Origin of the sequence: Polyangium mundeleinium, assembly GCF_028369105.1 — a bacterium.
Classification (GTDB): Bacteria; Myxococcota_A; Polyangia; order Polyangiales; family Polyangiaceae; genus Polyangium; species Polyangium mundeleinium.
Genome location: NZ_JAQNDO010000001.1, coordinates 8,792,597 through 8,810,270, shown reverse-complemented (window position 1 = coordinate 8,810,270; position 17,674 = coordinate 8,792,597). Strand labels below are relative to the sequence as shown.

The following is a 17,674-nucleotide window of genomic DNA, read 5'->3' as shown; positions in this document are numbered from 1 at the left end:
CGATCAGGACCCGTTGGGCTTCACGGGGCCCGTGCTCGCCGTGAGGAGCGGGGGCAGCCCGTGCGCCGGGGTCGGGGTCGCGACGGACGCCAGAGGCGGCGCGGTTGCGGCGCGCTCGCCGCGGAACCGCTTGATGCAGCCGGCGAGGATCTCGCCGATGAGCGTCCGGAAGTCCATGCTCGCGACCTTCCCGATGACGCAGAGATCGCTGAAATCCGGGGTGAGCCCGGGCAGCGGGTTGCACTCGATCACGTACACCGTGCCGTCCTTCGCCATGCGCAGGTCGATCCGCGCGACGTCGCGGCAGTGCAGCGCGAGGAACGTGTCGCGCGTGATCTTCTCGATTCGTTTGAGCTCCGCCGAGCTGAGGTTCGCCGGGCACTCGAAGCGCACGCGCGTCGTGCCCATCTGCTTCTCCTCGAAGCCGTAGACCGGGTGCTCGGGCGGATCGACGAAGACCACCTCCATCGGCGGCAAGACCCGCGGGCGGCGATCGCCGAGCAGGCCCACCGTGAACTCGCGGCCGTCGATGTACTCCTCGACGAGCGCCGGCTGCCCGTACCGCTCGACCATGAGCTTCGCCGCCGCGCGCGCGCTCGCCTCGTCCGGCACCACGGACGCGCCGGTGATCCCCTTCGACGTGCCCTCCGCGTTCGGCTTGACGATCACCGGGTAGCGGAAGGGCTTGAGCTTCTCGCGGCCCGTCGTGAGCACCTGCCACTCGGGCGTTTCGATTCGCGAGGCGCGCAGGATCTGCTTCGTCAGGCCCTTGTCGAGGCAGAGCGAGAGCGTCGTCGGATCACTGCCGCTGTAGGGGATGCCGAGCAGCTCCAGCATCGCGGGCACCTGCGCCTCGCGGCCGCGGCCGCGCACGCCCTCGGCGATGTTGAAGACCACGTCGGGCTGCGCGGCGAGCAGCCGGTGCGGCAGATCCGGCTTCGCTTCGAGCGGGATCACCGTGTGGCCGAAGCTCTCGATTGCGTTCGAGATCGCCTCGATCGTCTGCGGCGAGTCGAACTCCGCCTCCGCGTCGCCGCCGTCGCGCTTCATGTTGAACGTGAAGCCCACGCGCAGCGTGGTCTTTTTCGCGCGGCGATGCGGCGCGCCGTCGACGAACTGCGACATCCCCCGGCGTTTGCACGAGCTGCGCACGATCGACCGGATCACGCCGTCGAAGTCGAAGCCGCCCTTCTTCGCCGCGACGAACATCGCCGCGTTCGGATCGAGCGAGGGCAGCGCGTCGACCTCGAGGAAGTGGATGTCGTAGCCCGTCTGCGGCGACCCCGGGGCCACGCGGAACTCGCAGCGGCCGAGGTCCTTGAGATCGAGCGCCCGCACGATCCTGCGCGTCAGCGTCTGGAGACGATCGAGCACCGCCACCGGCAGCTCCGCCACGCGCGACGTCACGTGCTCGGGCCGCACGTTCTTCAGGTGGAAATCGTAGACGTTGTAAAGGTTGGAGTACCGAGGATCGATCACGTACTCGACCGGATCGAGGACCCCGTCGACGCCGAGGCCCTCGACGAACGCGCACGACACGTCCACGCCGCGCAGGAAGCGCTCGACGAGCAGGCCTGCGGGGTACCGCGCGAGCTGTCGATCGACGACCTCGGCGAGCTCGTGCCCGTCCTCGCAGACGCTGAAATCGCCTGAGATGCCCTTCGAGGAGCCCTCGAAGTTCGGCTTCACGATCACCGGGAACGTGACGTCGTCGAGCGCGCCGCTCTCGATCGCCACGCGCGTCACGAGCCGCGCGCGCGGCGTCGGCACGCCGAAGCCCGCGAGCGTGCGCTTCGTGAGCGCCTTGTCGAGCGTGAGGCAGAGCGTGTACGCGTCCGAGCCCGTGTACGGAAAGCCGAGCTCGTCGAAGAGCGCGGGGTAAAACGCCTCGCGCGTCTTGCCCTTGTGCCCCTCGGCCATGTTGAACACGAGATCCGGGGAGATCGATTCGAGCCGCGCGATGACACGCGAGGCGGGGCCGGAGACTTCGACGCGCTCGACCTCGTGGCCTGCGCGCACGAGAGCCCCTTCGATCGCGTCGATGGTTGCTGGGCTGTCGAACTCCGCCTCCTCGGGGGAGCCCGTGATTTTGAGATTGTAGGTGAGCGCGATGCGCATCGGTTTGGAAAGGAGGGTGCCGAAGGAGAGGGAGGATGTCGCGCGTTTTTCGCGCGAAAATGCAGCTAGGCGAGCGTCTCATGCGGGCGGACGGACGCTGCGTCAAGCTTCGAGAGCGCCGAACGGGTTCGGCGCTCTGCGAGATCGCGAAGTGAGCTCGCCTCGGGGGGTGAATCGTCCGGGCTTTGCCCGGACGGGAGGGGGACGCGAGGCGTCCCCCTCGGGACGAAGAGCCTCCCATCGCGAGGGGGCACGTGCTACGGCCCCCTCCGTGACGGATCTGGTGGCCTTTCCTCCGCCGGCTTTCCCCGAACCGGCGGACGAGCTCAACGAGCCCCAGGCGCGGGCCGTGGCCCACGCCGAGGGCCCGCTCGTCGTGTTTGCGGGCGCGGGCAGCGGCAAGACGCGCGTCATCACGTACCGCATTGCGAACCTGCTCGCCGGGCACCGCGTGCCCCCCTACCGCGTGCTCGCCGTGACGTTCACGAACAAGGCGGCCGGCGAGATGCGCCGCCGCATCGCGAGCCTCGCGGGCGACGAAATCGCCAAAGAGCTCTGGATCGGCACCTTCCACGCGACGTGCGCGCGCCTGCTTCGCCGCTTCCACGACGCGGCCGGCCTCGAGCGCAACTTTGTCATCTACGACGACTCCGACCAGCGCGCGGTCGTCGCGCGGGTCTTGAAGGAGCTCTCGCTCGACGACAAGCGTTACCCGCCGCGGCAGGTCCTCTCGCGCATCCACAAGGAGAAGCAGGAGGGCCGCGGCCCCGACGCCTTCGAGCCGCAGGGCTTCTTCGACGACGCGATCCTCAAGGTCTACGAGGGCTACGAGCGGTACCTCCGCAAGGCGAACGCCGTCGACTTCGACGACCTCATCCTCTCGGTCCTCCGCATCGCCGAGGATCCGAAGAGCCTCGCCGGCGACGATCTCCGCGCGCGTTTCCGCCACGTCCTCGTCGACGAGTTCCAGGACGTGAACCAGGTCCAGTACCGCCTCGTGCGCGCGCTCGCCGCGAGCCGCAACCTCTGCGTCGTCGGCGACGACGATCAGAGCATCTATCGCTGGCGTGGCGCCGACGTCCGCATCGTCCGGAACTTCCGGCGCGACTTCCCCGACGCCGCCATCGTCAAGCTGGAGCAGAACTACAGGTCCACGGGCAACGTCGTCCGGGCCGCGCTCGGCGTGATCAAGCCGGCCAAGGATCGCGAGCCGAAGGAGCTCTGGACCGCGCGCGACCCCGGCGAGCCCGTCGTCGTCGTGGCCGCGCAGAACGAGCACGACGAGGCCGCCTGGGTGGCCGAGCGTGTCCGCGAGGCCCAGGCGCGTGGCGTCCCGCTCGGCGAGGTCGCGATCTTCTACCGCGTGCACGCCCAGTCGCGCGTGCTCGAAGAGGTCCTCCGCGCCGAGCGCATTCCCTACCAGATCGTCGGCGGCATGCGCTTCTTCGAGCGCGCCGAGGTGAAGGACCTGCTCTCGTACCTGCGTATCCTCGACAACCCGAAGAGCGACGTCGACCTCGAGCGCATCATCAACGTCCCCGCGCGCAAGATCGGCGGCGCCACGCTCGACAGGCTCACGCAGGTCGCGAACGCGCTCGACGTGCCGCTCTACGAGGCGATCCTTCCCCTCACGGATCGCGGCGGCCTCGGCACGGCCGCGAAGAAGAGCTTGCTCGCGTTCCGTGATCTCATCGAAAGCCTGCGTGAAAAGGCCGCCTCCGCGCCGCCGAGCGACCTCGCGCGCGAGGTCCTCGAACGCACGGGCTACGCGCGCATGCTCGACGAGGACGACAGCGCCGAGAGCGACGCGCGCAAGCAGAACCTCCAGGAGCTCGTGGGCTCCATCCTCGATTACGAGGCCGAGGCCGCGGCGGCGGGGCAGGTCGGCGCGCTCTCCGGCTACCTCGAGCGTGTCACGCTTTCGAGCGACATCGACGCGCTCGAAGACGCGCCGCGTGTCTCCATGATGACCGTGCACGCGGCCAAGGGCCTCGAGTTCGACACGGTCTTCATCACGGGCATGGAGGACGAGATCTTCCCCTTCAAGGGCCCGGATCCCAAGCGCAACGAGGACATCGAAGAGGAGCGCCGCCTCGCGTACGTCGCCGTCACGCGCGCCCGCGAGCGGCTCTTCGTCACGCACACGGCGCGTCGCATGATCTTCGGCAACACCCGCTTCGGCGTGCCGAGCCGCTTCATTGCCGACTTCCCGACGTCGTCCGTGAAAGGCCTCATGACGGCCGCGGCGTCGAGCGAGCGCTCCTTTCGCGACGGCTACCGCGACGGGCACCGCGACGAACCCGCGCGCCCGCGCGGGCCGTGGTCGCATCCCATGGAGCGCGGCGGCGACGCGCCCGCGCGCTCGTTCTCCTCGCGCTCCACGTCCACACCCACGCCCGCGCGCGCCCCTGGGGAGCGGTACATCGAGCGCGAGCCGGCCGAGGCCTCCGGCGAGGGCGGCCTCGCGCGCGGAGCGCGTGTCATGCACGAGAAGTTCGGCGTCGGCGCCATCATCGACGTCGACCCCGGCGACGACCCGATTGCCACCGTCAAGTTCTCCGGCTGGGGCGTGAAGCGAATCAAAGCACGATTCCTCCGCACCGAGTGACCTCCGTCACGGTCAACGCAGGGCCCTGACGCGTTACCTTTCGTAACGCATTGCAATGCTCCGTCCCTATCCTTGCTTGCGCTCGCGAGAAGGCGACGACGTGGTGTACGGTGGAACCGTCGCGCCACTGTTTTCCAGCGAGGGAGGCAACGATGAGCACCGAGATCAGCCTGCTCCAAGAGCTCGTCGACGGAATGCCGGATCCGATGTTTTTCAAGGACCGGCAGCACCGGTGGATTGCATTCAATCGTGCATTTTGCGAGCTCCTCGGCCGGCCTCCGGAGGAAATCCGCGGCCGGAGCGATCCGGATTTTTTCCCGCCCGATCAGGTCGACGTGTTCTGGAAGCACGACGACATGGTCTTCGAGACGGGCAGGCCTGATCTCAACGAGGAGAAGATCTCGCTCGGCGATGGCCAGCTCAAGATCCTCTGGACACGCAAGGTGCCGATTCGCGACGCGTCGCAGGCCGTGGTGGGGCTTTATGGGCTCATCATGGATATCACCGACCAGATGGAGCACGCCCGCCAGACCGATCTCTTCGAAGCCGAGGCGACGCGGCAACAGGCGATCATCGAGGCGCAGGAGCGCGTCATCGATGGCCTCGTCGTGCCGGTGCTCGAAATATGGGAGGGCATTTTGCTATTGCCGCTCGTCGGCGCGCTCTCGCAGGGGCGAGCGGGGCACGCCATCGAGAGCGTCCTCGCCTCCGTCAGCCAGCGCGGCACGGAGACGGTGCTCATCGACATCACGGGCGCGGGTTTGCCCGACGCGGCCGGGGCCGAGCTGCTCGTCCGCGCGGTGCGCGCCCTCGCCTTGCTCGGCTGCCGCACGATCCTCGTCGGCATCAGCGCGGAATCGGCCCGCACGTTCGTCGAGGGAGGTCTGGATCTCGGCGCAATGACGACCTGCGCCACCCTGAAACAAGGATTGTCCCGGGCGCTCGCATTGCGACGGGGATCGCCGCGGCGTTGAGAGCGGTTTATTGCGCTTTGATCTGATTCGCGACGGCCTGGGCCTTCGCCTTCGCCGCCTCCTCGTCGCCGAGGTATCGGCGCGAGATCGGCTTCAGATCCTTGTCGAGCTCATACAGCAGCGGCACCCCCGTCGGGATGTTGAGCTCGACGATCTCCGAATCCGAGATCCCGTCGAGGTGCTTCACCAGCGCGCGCAAGCTGTTCCCGTGCGCCGCGATGATCACGCGTTTGCCGCTCCGGATCGCCGGCGCGATATCGGACTCCCAGAACGGCAGGAACCGCGCCACCGTATCCTTGAGCGATTCGCTCGCCGGGATCTCCTCCTTGCGGAGCAAGGCATATCGCGGATCCTTCCCGGGCCAGCGCGGGTCGTCCTCGCTCATCGCCGGCGGCGGCGTGTCGTAGCTCCGGCGCCAGACCTTCACCTGCGCCTCGCCGTGTTTGGCCACCGTCTCGGCCTTGTCGAGCCCTTGCAGCGCCCCGTACATCCGCTCGTTCACCCGCCAGCTCTCGGTGACGGGGATCCACATCCGATCAAGCTCCTCCAGCACGATCCACAGCGTCTTGATGGCGCGCTTGAGCACCGACGAGTACGCCACGTCGAACGTGAGCCCCTCGGCCGCGATCATCTGCGCGGCGCCGCGCGCCTCCTCGACGCCCTTTTCGCTGAGCGGCACGTCGACCCAACCAGTGAAGCGGTTTTCCTTGTTCCACTGGCTCTCGCCATGGCGGAGGAGGACGAGCTTGTGCATCGCGTTCTTCCCTTTCAGAGAGCTGCATCCGGCCCCACAACGAGGCCGCTCGGGGGCATGGCGCGCCCTCCGTCCGGCGTCAAGCATCTCGTCCCGAGGCGAACGCCGCGCCGCGTCGATCCCGCTCGCCTTCGGGCCATCGTTCGACTATCGGAGGCGACCCGATGAGCTCCACCGTCCACGCCACGTTCCTCGTCGCCGCGCCCGATCAGCCCGGCCTCGTCGCGCGCCTCGCCGGCTTCTTCTACACCGCTGGCCTCAACATCATCGACGCCGGCAACCACACCGACGTCCACGTCGAGGGCGGCCCGCGGTTCTTCATGCGGATGGTCGTCGACGTCTCGGGCCTCTCCGCCCCCGCCGCAAGCGCAGCCCTCGGCGGCTCCTCGACCCGCGCCGCCCTCGAGCGAGCCTTCGGCGACCTCGCCCAAACCCTCTCAGCCACCTGGTCCGTCCGCTACGGTGACCAGATCCAGCGCGTCGCCATTCTGGTCACGAAGGACCCCGCCTGTCTCTACGACCTCGTCCTCCGGCAGCGCTCCGGCGAATTGCCGTGCGAGATCCCGCTGGTCCTTTCGAACCACCCGACCCTCGAGCCCGTCGCCGAGAGTTTCCGCATTCCGTTCTTTTGCCTGCCCGTGACGGCCGACACGAAACGCGAGCAAGAAAAGCGAATCCTGGAGCTCTGCCGGCGTCACCACGTGGATCTCGTCGTGCTCGCCCGCTACATGCAGGTGCTGACCGAGGACTTCCTGAACGACGCGCCGCCCGTCATCAACATCCACCACGGCTTCCTGCCCGCATTCCAGGGCGCCAAGCCCTACCATCAGGCCCACGCGCGCGGCGTGAAGATGATCGGAGCCACCGCCCATTACGCGACGAAGGACCTCGATCAAGGCCCGATCATCGAGCAAGACGTCGCACGCGTGACGCACGCCATGGGCCCCGACGAAATGGCCCGCACCGGCCGCGACGTCGAGCGCGTCGTACTCTCCCGCGCCGTCCGCGCGCACCTCGAACGAAGGGTCATCGTCGAGGGACGGCGGACGATCGTGCTCTGACGGCGTAGCCGCCGGGGTTTCACCCCGGGCCCGACCAGGGGTTGTCCACCCCTGGACCCGGACCAGCGCAAGCGCTGGACTCGGGGTCGATGAACTGCGCGATGCGCAGTTCATCGAACAGCCGCTGGCAAGACCGGCGACGATCCTGCCAACCAAGGCCGCAGCGCTGCGGGTTCAACTGGCAACGCACACGTCGCCGGCTTGAGAGCCACCTCCATGGTCTTGCCACCGGCCCGTGGGAAGAACTGCGCACCGCGCAGTTCTTCCATTTCGGTCCAGGCCGTGCCTGGTTCGGGTCGAGGGGCGAACAGCCCCCGCGGGGTCCGGGGCAGCGCCCCGGCGCAGCGAGGGGGAAGGGGAGGTGAGGCTCAAGGCGTGCCGATCGCGAGCACCTTCAGCTCCGAGATGTTCACCTTGTTGAAGCGCCCGCTCTGGCCGCCCATGCCGTTGTACGAGGCGAAATGGGCGAACTCGCTCATGTTGCCTGACCCGGCGTCCTCCCGGATCACGATCGAATAGGTCTTTCCAGTCACGAGGTCGACTGGCACGAAGTTCGAATCGCGCCAGTCGTCCCATGTCGCGAGGTGCGGCATCGTGAGCTGCCCGCTGCCCACGAGTGTCGCGCCGTCCCACACCTCGATCGCCTTCACCCCGCAGGTGATCCCCGTCGTGTAATCGCCGGCCCCGTTGCCCGCCGTCACCTGGAGCAGATGCCGCCCTGACTGCTTCGCGGTCACGTTCGCCACCGTGATTGTATGCCCGGGATCGCCCCAGTTCTCGTAATGCCAGCGGCCGTGGTTGAAGACGAGCGTGCCGCCCGTCGCTGAAAAGCTCTGCTGCGCGCCGAACGACTGGATCCGCGCATTGCTCGGCCCCCAGTAACACCAGGGCCGCGCGCGCTGCGATGCGTTGCCCGACGTCTTGAAGACCGCCTCCACCGTGTAGCAATACGTCTTCGTCGCGTGCTCCGTGCTCCCCGGATCCACGTACGACGCCGTGCCTCCGGGCAGATCCTGCGCGATCCGTGTCCCATCACGATAGACGTTGAGCGTCACGTCGTTCGCGTTCTCCGCCACGGAGAAATTGAGCTGCACCCGATCGTTCGTGAGCCCGACGCTCGTGATCGACGGCGTGTGCGGGCCGAACACGTTCTTGTAATCGGCGATCTCCGCGTCCCCGAGCGCGGTGATCCCCTTCGTCGACGCCGCGCCTGCGCCGAGCTCGATCTCGAACACGCTGTCCTGCCCGAGCGTTGCCGCGTCGACGAAGCCTGTCCCCACGTCCTGCCCGTCGAGCCGCGCTGCCGTCACGTCGAGCACGCCATTGTCGCCCGACGCCGCCGGGAGTTTTACCTTCACCGAGATCCGCTTCCCCTTGTACCGAATGCCCGACAGCGTGATTTCATCCATGCCGGACAGCAGCGTATTCCGCAGCCCTCGCGTGATCTTCGGCGCGAACCGGAGCCCCGTCTGCGTCGCTTCGAGCCCGAAGATCACGTCGTGCACGACCCCGACGAACCCGGCCACGCTCCAGAGCTGCCTTTGCGAATTGACCACCGGCCCGCTCGTCGGCCCTTCTTCCTTCCAGTTCGCCCCGGTCACGGCCTCGAAGTTCTCCATGTTGGAGAGGTTCAGCGCCGCGCCGCGCATGAGCGAGCGCACTGCGTTGTCGATTGCGTCCGCATTGCCCGCCTTGGCGGCGGCCTTCGCCCAGAATGCCGTCACGAACGGCCAGATCGCGCGGTTGTGATAGATCCGCGTCCCCTGCTGCTGCGGCCAGATCACGGGCGGGCCCTTCGGCAGGTGCGGATACCGCGCCACGATCTCCTCTGCCTCGGCCTTCGTCGCCACGTCGAACAGCACCGCGAACGCCGAGCCCAGGAGATCGTATTGCAGCGTCGGCGCCGGATCGAGATACGTCGTGACGAACGTCGAATACATCTGCCGCTCCGGCAAGAACAGCCGCGCCCGGATCGCGTCCCGCAGCGCCGTCGCCCATCCCGCGTATTTCTGGCTCGCCCCTGCGTCCCCCTTCTCCTCCGCGAGCTTCGCGGCCACGTCGAGCATCACGAGGTGCCCGATGTTCGTCCCGAGCGCCTTGCTCATCCCGATCTGCGCCGTATCCGTCGCGACCCACCCGGGATAGGTCTGCTCGCGCCAGTCGAGGAACGATTGCTCGCCGCGATAGAGCCCGTCCGCCTTGTCCCACACCACGAGCCGATCCCGCTCGGCCGTATTCGTGATCGCCTCGTACGCGAGGTCCCGGAATGCCGTCCGCTCCGCCCCGCCGAGGTGCTTCAGGAGCTCGAATGCGCCCATCGCCCACACCACGCGATCCGAGGAGATCGGATAACTCCCGCCCGTCCCCGTATCCTGCACGATCTCGCGCTTCGTCCCGTCGCGCCGCTGGCTCGTCTTGAACTCCATCGAGTTTCGCGCCCGCGTCGGATCGAGCAGCGAGAGCCCGAGCGCCACCGAATACGACGTATCCCGCGTCCAGACGTATTTCCAGAGCCTCCCCGTCTCGAAGCATCCGCCTTGCGGGCAGGGGAGGGGATTGCCGCCGTTGAACGCATAATCGCTGATCGCCGAGACCGAGCACTCGCGCGCCTCCTCGACGGCCAGCGCATACAGCGCGTCGAGCATGTCGTGCCCCGTCCGCAGCACGGGTTGTCCGGGCGCCTCCGTGATCGTCCGCGGATTCGCCGGGTTGTTGTCGCGCAGCGGCCCCGTGGTCGAGAGCACGTACGTCCGCGCGCAGCTCGCCGCGTTCTGCACGACGACCGTCGCCTGGTTCGGCGCGTCGTACCACGTGCCCGTCCCCGACGCCGGCGTCCCCGTGGGCGGCAAGCATTCGGCGCTGCCGCCGCCGCTGCCCCCGCTCCCGCCCGCGCCCCCGCCGCCGCTCCCGCTCGTGCTGCCGCCGCCGCTGCCGCCGCCGCTCCCGCCGATGCCGCCGCTCCCGCTCACGCTGCTGCTCGCGCTGCCGCCGCCGGATCCGGGCCCTGCGCCTGCCCCGAGGCTCGTGCCCGAGGGAGTACCGCCCAATTCATCCCCTCCGCATCCGAGGGCCGCGAGCGCGGCGAAGGAGACGAAGCACGAGCCCAGGGTGTTGCGAAGCACGTTCATGATGAGAAAACACGTCGCGTTTTCGCCCCGCTTGTCAAGCCCGAAGCGATTTGCGGTATCGTCCCCAACCCATGACCGCCCTTGCCGCCGTCCCCCGGGCCAGGCTCTCGTTTTGGAACAAGCTCGTCTACGTCGCGGGGAACGCGGGGAACGTGATCGGCTACCAGCTCGTCACGACCTACGTCCTCCGGCTCTACGCGCCGCCCGACGACAAAGGCACGGCGCTGATCCCCGCGTTCCTCGCCGGCGCGATCCCGACCTACCTCCTGCTCAACCTCATCGCGCGGGGCTTCGATACCTTCTGGGACCCGATCGTCGCGAACTGGTCCGATCGCAGCAAGCACCGCCTCGGCCGCCGCCGCGCCTTCATGATCGCGGGCGTCTTTCCCCTCGCGCTCACGGCGGGCCTCATCTTTTTCCCGCCCACGGCGGCCGCGTCGCTCCTCAACGTCGTCTGGCTCGGCGCCATGCTCACGGCCTATTACGCGATGTTCTCGGTCTACGTCGCGCCGTACCTCGCGCTCCTGCCCGAGATCGCGCCTGACAAGCAGGAAAACACCTCGCTCTCGACCCTGCTCGCGGCCGCGGCCCTCCTCGGCGCGCTCGGCGTCATGGTCGTCGCCCCGGCCCTTTTCCTCGGCAAAGGTGGCAATGACCGCGTCGAGCTCCAGACCATGGCCGGAGCCCTCGCCCTGCTCTCGTTCGTCCTGATGCTCCTGCCCGTCGTGTTCCTCGACGAACGGCGCCTCGCGATCCGCGCGGAGGTGTCCAGCGCCGAGGCGAGCCACCTCGGCCTCCTGGATTCGCTGCGCGCCACCTTCGCGGACCACGCCTTTTTGACCTATGTCCTCGGGTACACGCTGTATTTCTTTGCGTTCAACATGATCTCGACGGGCGTGCCCTTTTACGTCGAGGTGCTCATGGGCCGCCCGCTCGCGGAGGTGGGCAAGCTCCTCGGCCCCATGTTCGGCGTCGCCGCCCTCGCGTTTCCTTTGCTCGGCGGCCTGACGCGGCGTTTCTCCAAAAAAGGCACGATGATCGCCTCGGCGCTCGTTTTCGGCGGATTGATGACCCTCCTTCCGTGGGTCCACGACGTCCGGATCGGGATGGTCATCTTCGGGCTCGCCGGTGTCCCGGTCGCGATCTTCATGGCCATCCCGAATGCCATTCTCGCGGACGTGTGCGAGGCGTCCACGCGGCGCACGGGCCAGCGCCGCGAGGCCATGTTCTTCGGGGCGCAGGGATTTTTGCAGAAGATCTCGCTCGGCGTCTCGACGGGCGTCTTTCAGTGGGTGAAAGACGCCCTCGGCAGCTCCGCGGAAAAGCCCCTCGGCGTGCAGGTCACAGGCCCGCTCGCGACAGCGCTTCTCGTCCTCGCGGCCCTCGCCTTCGCGCGATATCCGGAGGCGAGGGTCACGAAGGAGATGGAAGGCGCGGGATGAGCGAAGATGTCCCGCGTGACGGGAGGAAATGTGCGTCCGTGGCGCAATCCCGAAATGTGTAAGAAACAGATTCTCTGTTCGCGGTCATCTCGGCAGGATCTCGCCGACGACCTCGATGTGTACGGGGACGCCCTCGACCTCGCCTGGCAAAGCCGTGGAGACCTCCTCTGTCAGCGCTGCGACGTTCACGCGCAGGCAATGATCATCACCTTGCACGCCGATCCCCACCCCACGAAGCCATTCGGGACGTCCGAGCTGTGCTCGGAGCGCGGCCTTGGCCTTGGCTGCTTGCTCCAGAGAGATCATTCCGCACCTTAGCACGTTTGCGCGCTCAAACGATGAGCTGGGCACTGAAACGCCGGAGAACCTGACCGAGCTGGTTCGCATAGGTGAACCCATGACCGGAGGCTCCGCCCGTATCCGAACCGGCAAAAAGAAGTCCAACGCCCGCGCCTGACGCGTTGAAGATCAAAGAACCCGAGTCCCCGCCCCTGCTGAACGGGCCACCGTCACCTTCGATCTCGATCTGATCGTCGAAAAAAATGACACGGTTGCCATACCGCACGCGCACATCGTCGACCGCGATTGCCCGAACGCTGCCCTTGGTGAAACCGGTCGTCCGCCCGATCTTGAAGACTTCCATGTTCGGGGAGGCTGGCCCGACGCCCGTCAGCGTGCGATTGCCGTACCGGCACTCGAATTTGACATTCGGCAAGAGGGGCGCGAGGGCCGCGTCGATATTGCTGCCCTGAAGGGGGATGAACTCCTGCAAGCGTGCCACGGCGTGGGGCGGATGCGTTCCATCGTCGGCCGGACCCGGCTGAAGGATCAAGTCCCCCACGCTTCCCGCGTCCGAGTTCGCGAGGACATGGTTATTCGAAAGCATTCGCTGCGAACCATCGGGGAGCTCGACGAACCCTCCAATCGTACCTGCGGTGACATCCACGTGCGCGACCGAGCAGCCAGGCACGAGAGGGCGTTGCAGGCTTCTCCATGGCGTCGTGGCCGTGGAAGGCAGGGGTCGGTCTGCCTGAATCTCGCCGACGACCTGAACATCGATTTCACCGCTCGCCTGGAGCGACAGCGTATCGACGTAGCTCCTCGTCGGGGCGTCGTAGCGGGTCAGGCGAACGGCGAGACGGTAGTCGTCGGGGCCCTTCCCCAGCGCAATCCCGAGACTGACGCCGAGCTGTCGTGTCGGCGGCGCGTGGGAGGTGGGAGCCGTGAGGCCAGGCGTAAAATAGGCCACGGCATGCTTGTCGGAGGACAGACCGCCTACATCCGTGTTGACCGAACTGCGAAGAGAACGTTTGAGGGATTCAACGGAGTCGAGTCGCATGGTTCGTGAGTGTACACAGGGTGCTTGGTTGGTGTCTACCGGTGCTTTGGGTGGTCACGCGAAGCTGATGAAGGCGTCGTGCCCTTGGCCCCTTGGCCACGGCCCGGAGCCAGGCAGGTCCCTCCTGGGCATGAAGAAGGGGGTGCGGACGCTTCGTCGTGCTTGCTCGCGAGGTCCGCCGAGACTTGGCGTCGAAGGTCGTTGCGAGGACCATCCGAGGCCGCGGCGGAGGCGCCCTCGAGGCCCGCTTCTACGGGGGCGGGGGCGTGTCGGCGTTGGCCCTCAGGGCCGGGGCACCACCGCGAATTGCGGCTCCGTGCTGTAGTCCGGCTTCACGCTCCTTGCCATGAACTGGTCCCACGCCTCCTTGGCACCCGGGATCTTCGATTCCACCGCCGCCGCGAGCGCCGGCTGGAGATTCGACGGATACCCTTCCGTGCTGGGCGAGTAGCCGACCATCTCGTTTTCCTGGAGCATGAGCGCGGCCGCCATCTCCGGACCGCCGCAGGACGCCGACTCCAGGGCCGAATGCCCCTCCAGCGCCAGCGTCGCCTTGTAGCCCTCGGCGAACGTCGTGTAGAACTTGCCTTGGGCCGTGTCCCTCACGCTCATGTGGTAGACGCTCGCGAAGATCCAGCAGAAATCGGGACCGGTCATGCGCCCGACCGGGAACTTCGCCTTGTAATCGAGCAGCGGCCGCGCGTCCTCGAAGCCGAGCGAAACCAGGTGGCCGATGCTCCACGTGAAGAAGTCATCCATCCACGGCGCCACCGTGCCGTCGTCGTAGACCGAATATCCATTCGTGATGATGCCGAGCACGTTCGCATCCGGATTGTCGAGGTAGGTGGTTTTGTACCAGTCGAGGTTATAGCCGACCCGGTCGGTGAAATACTTCTTCATCGGATCGGCGTCCGGCGTGATGTACGCCGCCTGCCCCAGCGTCCGCAGCGACCAGGCCTGGCCGCGCGTTTGATCGAATTGCACGAGCCCCTTCTCCTGGCCACGGAAGCCCGGGTTCGACTGGAGCATGTTGAAGTTCGCCCAGAACTGGAGCTCCTCCAGGTAGTAGCGATCCCCGGTGAGCAGATAAGGCAAGTAGGCAAATGAAGGCTGGTGCGCCGAATCGGGCTCGAAGGGGCTCGTGCAGTCGCCTCCGCAGGCGGGGAACGCGTCGGAGACGCCGGTCTCGGGATTGACGGCGTCCCCGGGGTTGCCGAGCAAGGTCATGTACGCGTGATCTTCGAGCGACACGGGACGATCGGTCTCCTTGTCGCGGTAATGGATGGGCCAGCTCCCCGCGCCGTCCGCGGTGCCGAGCGTGGCCCGCTTCGCGCGTTCGTCCATGGACAGGAGCCACATGGCGCTCCAGCCCGGCATCGGTCCGATATCGGGCCGTCCCCCGGTGGAGGGCATGTAGGGGTTTGCCAGGCCGATCCCCATGGGCTCGTACACCTTTTCGCTGTACTGCGTATCGAGATTCGCGAGCGCCGCTTCGGCCGGCACCAGCGTGGGATCGAAGTGCGGGACGGAGCCGGTGGAGAGCAGGTAAGGAATGTCGTGCTGCACCTCGACCTGCGGATCCTCTCCCCACCAGAACGCCTTGCGCCAGCGCGCCTTTCGCAGATGAACGAGCCCGCTCTTCGTGTAGACGGACTCCTTGTCGGTGTCGATCGCGAGATCGTAGGTGAAGTTCTGCGGATTCGGCTCGTACGCCCAATCGTTCTCGACGGTCACGCTCACGAGCGCGCTGGGCTTGCCGGCATACGCGCGCACATCGAACCGCGCCGTGAGGTGCGGGTGTGCGCCGTCGGGGCCTGCCACCGGCGCCACCACGGACCACTCGGAGACCAAGGGGCCATCGAGCCAGGCAGGTCCCTCCTTGGCTTCGAGAAGAGAGCGCGCGGACGCCTCGTAATGCGCGCCCGCGAGGTCCACCGAAACTTTGGCGTCAAACGTCGTCGCGAGGAGGTCCGACGCCGAGACGGAGGTATCCTCTTCACCGGCTTCCGCGGGATACAGCTCGAGCGTCGTGCTCCCGTTGCCGGGCAACGTGGGAATGCGCCCCGTCAGCACGGCGTGGCGGAGCGAGCCATCGGCGTGCGTCGCTTTGGCGTCGACCTGGAGGGGAACATCCACGCCCTCGATGCGCGCCGCCACGGTGGCGCCGGAGGGCACATCGCCGACCGCGAAGGGCTGCGCGAACGTGACCCGCACGTCCTGCCGATCAGACGCGGCGCCGCTTCGATCGACGACGACGACCCTGGTGAACGTTTCACCCAGCGGAGAATGACCGCCGGTGCCGCCGGTGCCGCCGGTACCGCCCGTGCCGGCAGGATCCGTGCCGCCGCAGGCCGCCAGGAAGGCGAGCGTGGCAAAAGTCGTGGTCAGCGAAAAAGCAAGGTTCCTCATCAGCAATCTCCGGGCACATCGGCCTTGGGCCGAAGCCTGCCGTGTGCTTGCAAAAGGAGGCGTTGTCGTCCGGACCGTCGACAGCACAACCACGTTCGATTGCGAAATGCAATGGATTCGATCGTCTGGGTTCGTGGCTTCGTGTGGCACCACATTCTTCGAGTATGAATGTGGTTCACGAAAGCGTCACACGTCGAGACGCGGCTTCGCTTCCCTGAGATGGATTCGTCGTGCTAGCGTCCGGCCATGAAGTGACATCGCCGATATCGAGAGAGGTATCGGCGCAGCATCCCGACGATAGGTCATTGCCGTCGGGAGAAAGAGTTCCGAATATGCTGAAATCAAGCTTGCTTTCCCCGCGGCTTTGGCTCCCGCTCGTCGGGCTCTCGGTGTTGTTTGCGGCTTGCGGCGATTCGTCCAGCTCGCCGAACGAGCCGACCAACGCGTCCTCCTCCTCCTCTGGAACGGGTGGATCGGGCGGCAGCGGGGGCAGCGGGGGTGCCGGCGGCGAGGGGGCCGGGGTGACGTTGCCGGGCCCCGACGCGGATTGGGGGACAGGGAGCGACGTCGGCTCTCTCGAAGGCAACGTGTGGACCCCGGGCCGCGACGAGAACGGCCTCGTCAATGCCGACTCGTGGGCGCTCGTGCCCGGCGGACAATGGATCGAGGTGAACGGTACGAGGCTCGATGCCCTCGACGCCGAGGTAAAGGAAAAGGTCCCGGGCTGGAATGATTATGGCTCGGGGGACTGGGGCGCCGTCACGACCGCGTGGAACTCCCCCGCGTTCGACCCGGAGGGCAGCCGCGCGTGGTGGGTCTCCTCCGGCGGGCACGCCGATTCGAGCAACAATGGCATCTACCGCTTCGACGCGTTCCGGATGGCCTATGCCATCGAGCACCTGCCCTCGGACACCACGAAGTGGAGCGAAGCCTACAAGTCGGCGAGCACATACACGAGCTGCCCGGAGTCGTCCGCGGAGTTCGACGCCGCCCTCGCCGCGGGCACCTTGAAGGAGGAGAACGACTGGTTCTACGACGAGCTCTTCTGGGATCGGCAGCCGACGGCGCGCCACACGTACTCGGGCGTGGTGTACGCGCCGAAGACCAACGAGCTCGTGATGGCCGTGCGGCGCCTCTGGCGTTACTCGCGCGACGAGGGCAAGTGGATCTACAAGCGGCTGCCCGCCATGGATTGGCAGTACAAGCTGGGTGAGGAGAACCTCGCCATCTACGACGAGTACAAGGACCAGGTCCTCGTCGCGTCGTGCGGCTCCAACGGGCCGTGGAGCAACACCTTCGACATGAACGCGTCGAACTGGACCGGCGAGGGCACCTCCTGGAATGGCTGGGACTGGAACGGCGCCGCGGATGCGCGCTTTGGCGATCTCGTCGGTATCATCAAGGTGCCGGAAGATCCCGCGACCGGCCAGTATGCGGCCAAGGGCCTGTACCAGCTCTTCAACGTGAAGGAACGCAAGGTCGTGACCAGCGGCACCGTGCAATACGCGGACGGCCTCTCGGCGGTCGACTTCCCGGTGGGCGACGGTGGCGCCGGCATGGTGTACATCCCGCCGCTCGACCGCTACTGGGTGGCGGCGAGGACCAAGGAAGGCAAGCTCGGCTGGTTCGAGCTCAATCCCACGACGGAACCGTGGACGCTCGGCCGGCTGGTGCAGGACGGCCCGACCCCCTCGCTCACGGAGGGCAACACCCTCGTGCGCCGCCGCATGCTCTGGATGCCGAAGCTCCACGCGCTCGTCTTCCTCGGGGTCGCGGAGAAGAACATCTTGGTCTATCGATTCTGAGAGGGGATCGCGCGGAGGCACGGCACCCGCGAACCG

General features: G+C 67.1%; 11 protein-coding genes. 5 read left to right on the top strand and 6 right to left on the bottom strand.

Going from position 1 to position 17,674, the window contains the following annotated elements:
* Nucleotides 1-3 precede the first annotated feature (3 nt).
* Complete coding sequence (locus tag POL67_RS34830; RefSeq protein WP_271924933.1) at nucleotides 4-2,118, bottom strand: D-alanine--D-alanine ligase family protein; 2,115 nt, start codon at nucleotides 2,116-2,118, stop codon at nucleotides 4-6.
* 271 nt (nucleotides 2,119-2,389) lie between these two features.
* Between POL67_RS34830 and POL67_RS34825 the strand changes: the two genes are divergently transcribed.
* Nucleotides 2,390-4,726, top strand: coding sequence for an ATP-dependent helicase (locus tag POL67_RS34825; RefSeq protein ID WP_271924932.1), 2,337 nt, complete (start codon nucleotides 2,390-2,392; stop codon nucleotides 4,724-4,726).
* Between the two features lie 152 nt (nucleotides 4,727-4,878).
* Complete coding sequence (locus POL67_RS34820) at nucleotides 4,879-5,700, top strand: PAS domain-containing protein (RefSeq protein ID WP_271924931.1); 822 nt, start codon at nucleotides 4,879-4,881, stop codon at nucleotides 5,698-5,700.
* Between the two features lie 7 nt (nucleotides 5,701-5,707).
* Here POL67_RS34820 and gpmA read toward each other — a convergent pair whose 3' ends face one another.
* The gene (gene gpmA, locus POL67_RS34815) at nucleotides 5,708-6,454 is read right to left on the bottom strand and encodes a 2,3-diphosphoglycerate-dependent phosphoglycerate mutase (protein WP_271924930.1); all 747 of its coding nucleotides are present in this window, start codon (nucleotides 6,452-6,454) and stop codon (nucleotides 5,708-5,710) included.
* 164 nt (nucleotides 6,455-6,618) lie between these two features.
* Between gpmA and purU the strand changes: the two genes are divergently transcribed.
* On the top strand, nucleotides 6,619-7,515 hold the full coding sequence (gene purU, locus POL67_RS34810) for a formyltetrahydrofolate deformylase (protein WP_271924929.1): 897 nt from the start codon (nucleotides 6,619-6,621) through the stop codon (nucleotides 7,513-7,515).
* Between the two features lie 368 nt (nucleotides 7,516-7,883).
* Here the strand turns inward: purU and POL67_RS34805 are convergent, their stop codons facing one another.
* On the bottom strand, nucleotides 7,884-10,643 hold the full coding sequence (locus tag POL67_RS34805) for an MGH1-like glycoside hydrolase domain-containing protein (RefSeq protein WP_271924928.1): 2,760 nt from the start codon (nucleotides 10,641-10,643) through the stop codon (nucleotides 7,884-7,886).
* 71 nt (nucleotides 10,644-10,714) lie between these two features.
* Here POL67_RS34805 and POL67_RS34800 point away from each other — a divergent pair, with 71 nt between their 5' ends.
* Nucleotides 10,715-12,085, top strand: coding sequence for an MFS transporter (locus POL67_RS34800; RefSeq protein ID WP_271924927.1), 1,371 nt, complete (start codon nucleotides 10,715-10,717; stop codon nucleotides 12,083-12,085).
* 84 nt (nucleotides 12,086-12,169) lie between these two features.
* Here the strand turns inward: POL67_RS34800 and POL67_RS34795 are convergent, their stop codons facing one another.
* From POL67_RS34795 to POL67_RS34785, 3 genes are all read right to left on the bottom strand, one after another.
* On the bottom strand, nucleotides 12,170-12,391 hold the full coding sequence (locus POL67_RS34795) for a hypothetical protein (protein WP_271924926.1): 222 nt from the start codon (nucleotides 12,389-12,391) through the stop codon (nucleotides 12,170-12,172).
* Between the two features lie 25 nt (nucleotides 12,392-12,416).
* Nucleotides 12,417-13,424 carry a chymotrypsin family serine protease gene (locus POL67_RS34790; RefSeq protein WP_271924925.1) on the bottom strand — a complete coding sequence of 336 codons (1,008 nt, stop codon included), beginning with the start codon at nucleotides 13,422-13,424 and terminating at the stop codon, nucleotides 12,417-12,419.
* 282 nt (nucleotides 13,425-13,706) lie between these two features.
* On the bottom strand, nucleotides 13,707-15,833 hold the full coding sequence (locus POL67_RS34785) for a hypothetical protein (RefSeq protein WP_271924924.1): 2,127 nt from the start codon (nucleotides 15,831-15,833) through the stop codon (nucleotides 13,707-13,709).
* Between the two features lie 332 nt (nucleotides 15,834-16,165).
* On the opposite strand from POL67_RS34785, the gene POL67_RS34780 reads away from it, so the two are divergent.
* Nucleotides 16,166-17,638 carry a hypothetical protein gene (locus POL67_RS34780; RefSeq protein ID WP_271924923.1) on the top strand — a complete coding sequence of 491 codons (1,473 nt, stop codon included), beginning with the start codon at nucleotides 16,166-16,168 and terminating at the stop codon, nucleotides 17,636-17,638.
* Nucleotides 17,639-17,674: the final 36 nt, after the last annotated feature.

Bases quoted from the DNA above. Each gene is read 5' to 3' on its own strand.
- POL67_RS34780 (WP_271924923.1), top strand. From the start codon at position 16,166: ATGCTGAAATCAAGCTTGCTTTCCCCGCGGCTTTGGCTCCCGCTCGTC.
- POL67_RS34830 (WP_271924933.1), bottom strand. From the start codon at position 2,118: ATGCGCATCGCGCTCACCTACAATCTCAAAATCACGGGCTCCCCCGAG.
- POL67_RS34785 (WP_271924924.1), bottom strand. From the start codon at position 15,833: ATGAGGAACCTTGCTTTTTCGCTGACCACGACTTTTGCCACGCTCGCC.
- POL67_RS34795 (WP_271924926.1), bottom strand. From the start codon at position 12,391: ATGATCTCTCTGGAGCAAGCAGCCAAGGCCAAGGCCGCGCTCCGAGCA.
- purU (WP_271924929.1), top strand. From the start codon at position 6,619: ATGAGCTCCACCGTCCACGCCACGTTCCTCGTCGCCGCGCCCGATCAG.
- POL67_RS34800 (WP_271924927.1), top strand. From the start codon at position 10,715: ATGACCGCCCTTGCCGCCGTCCCCCGGGCCAGGCTCTCGTTTTGGAAC.
- gpmA (WP_271924930.1), bottom strand. From the start codon at position 6,454: ATGCACAAGCTCGTCCTCCTCCGCCATGGCGAGAGCCAGTGGAACAAG.
- POL67_RS34805 (WP_271924928.1), bottom strand. From the start codon at position 10,643: ATGAACGTGCTTCGCAACACCCTGGGCTCGTGCTTCGTCTCCTTCGCC.
- POL67_RS34820 (WP_271924931.1), top strand. From the start codon at position 4,879: ATGAGCACCGAGATCAGCCTGCTCCAAGAGCTCGTCGACGGAATGCCG.
- POL67_RS34790 (WP_271924925.1), bottom strand. From the start codon at position 13,424: ATGCGACTCGACTCCGTTGAATCCCTCAAACGTTCTCTTCGCAGTTCG.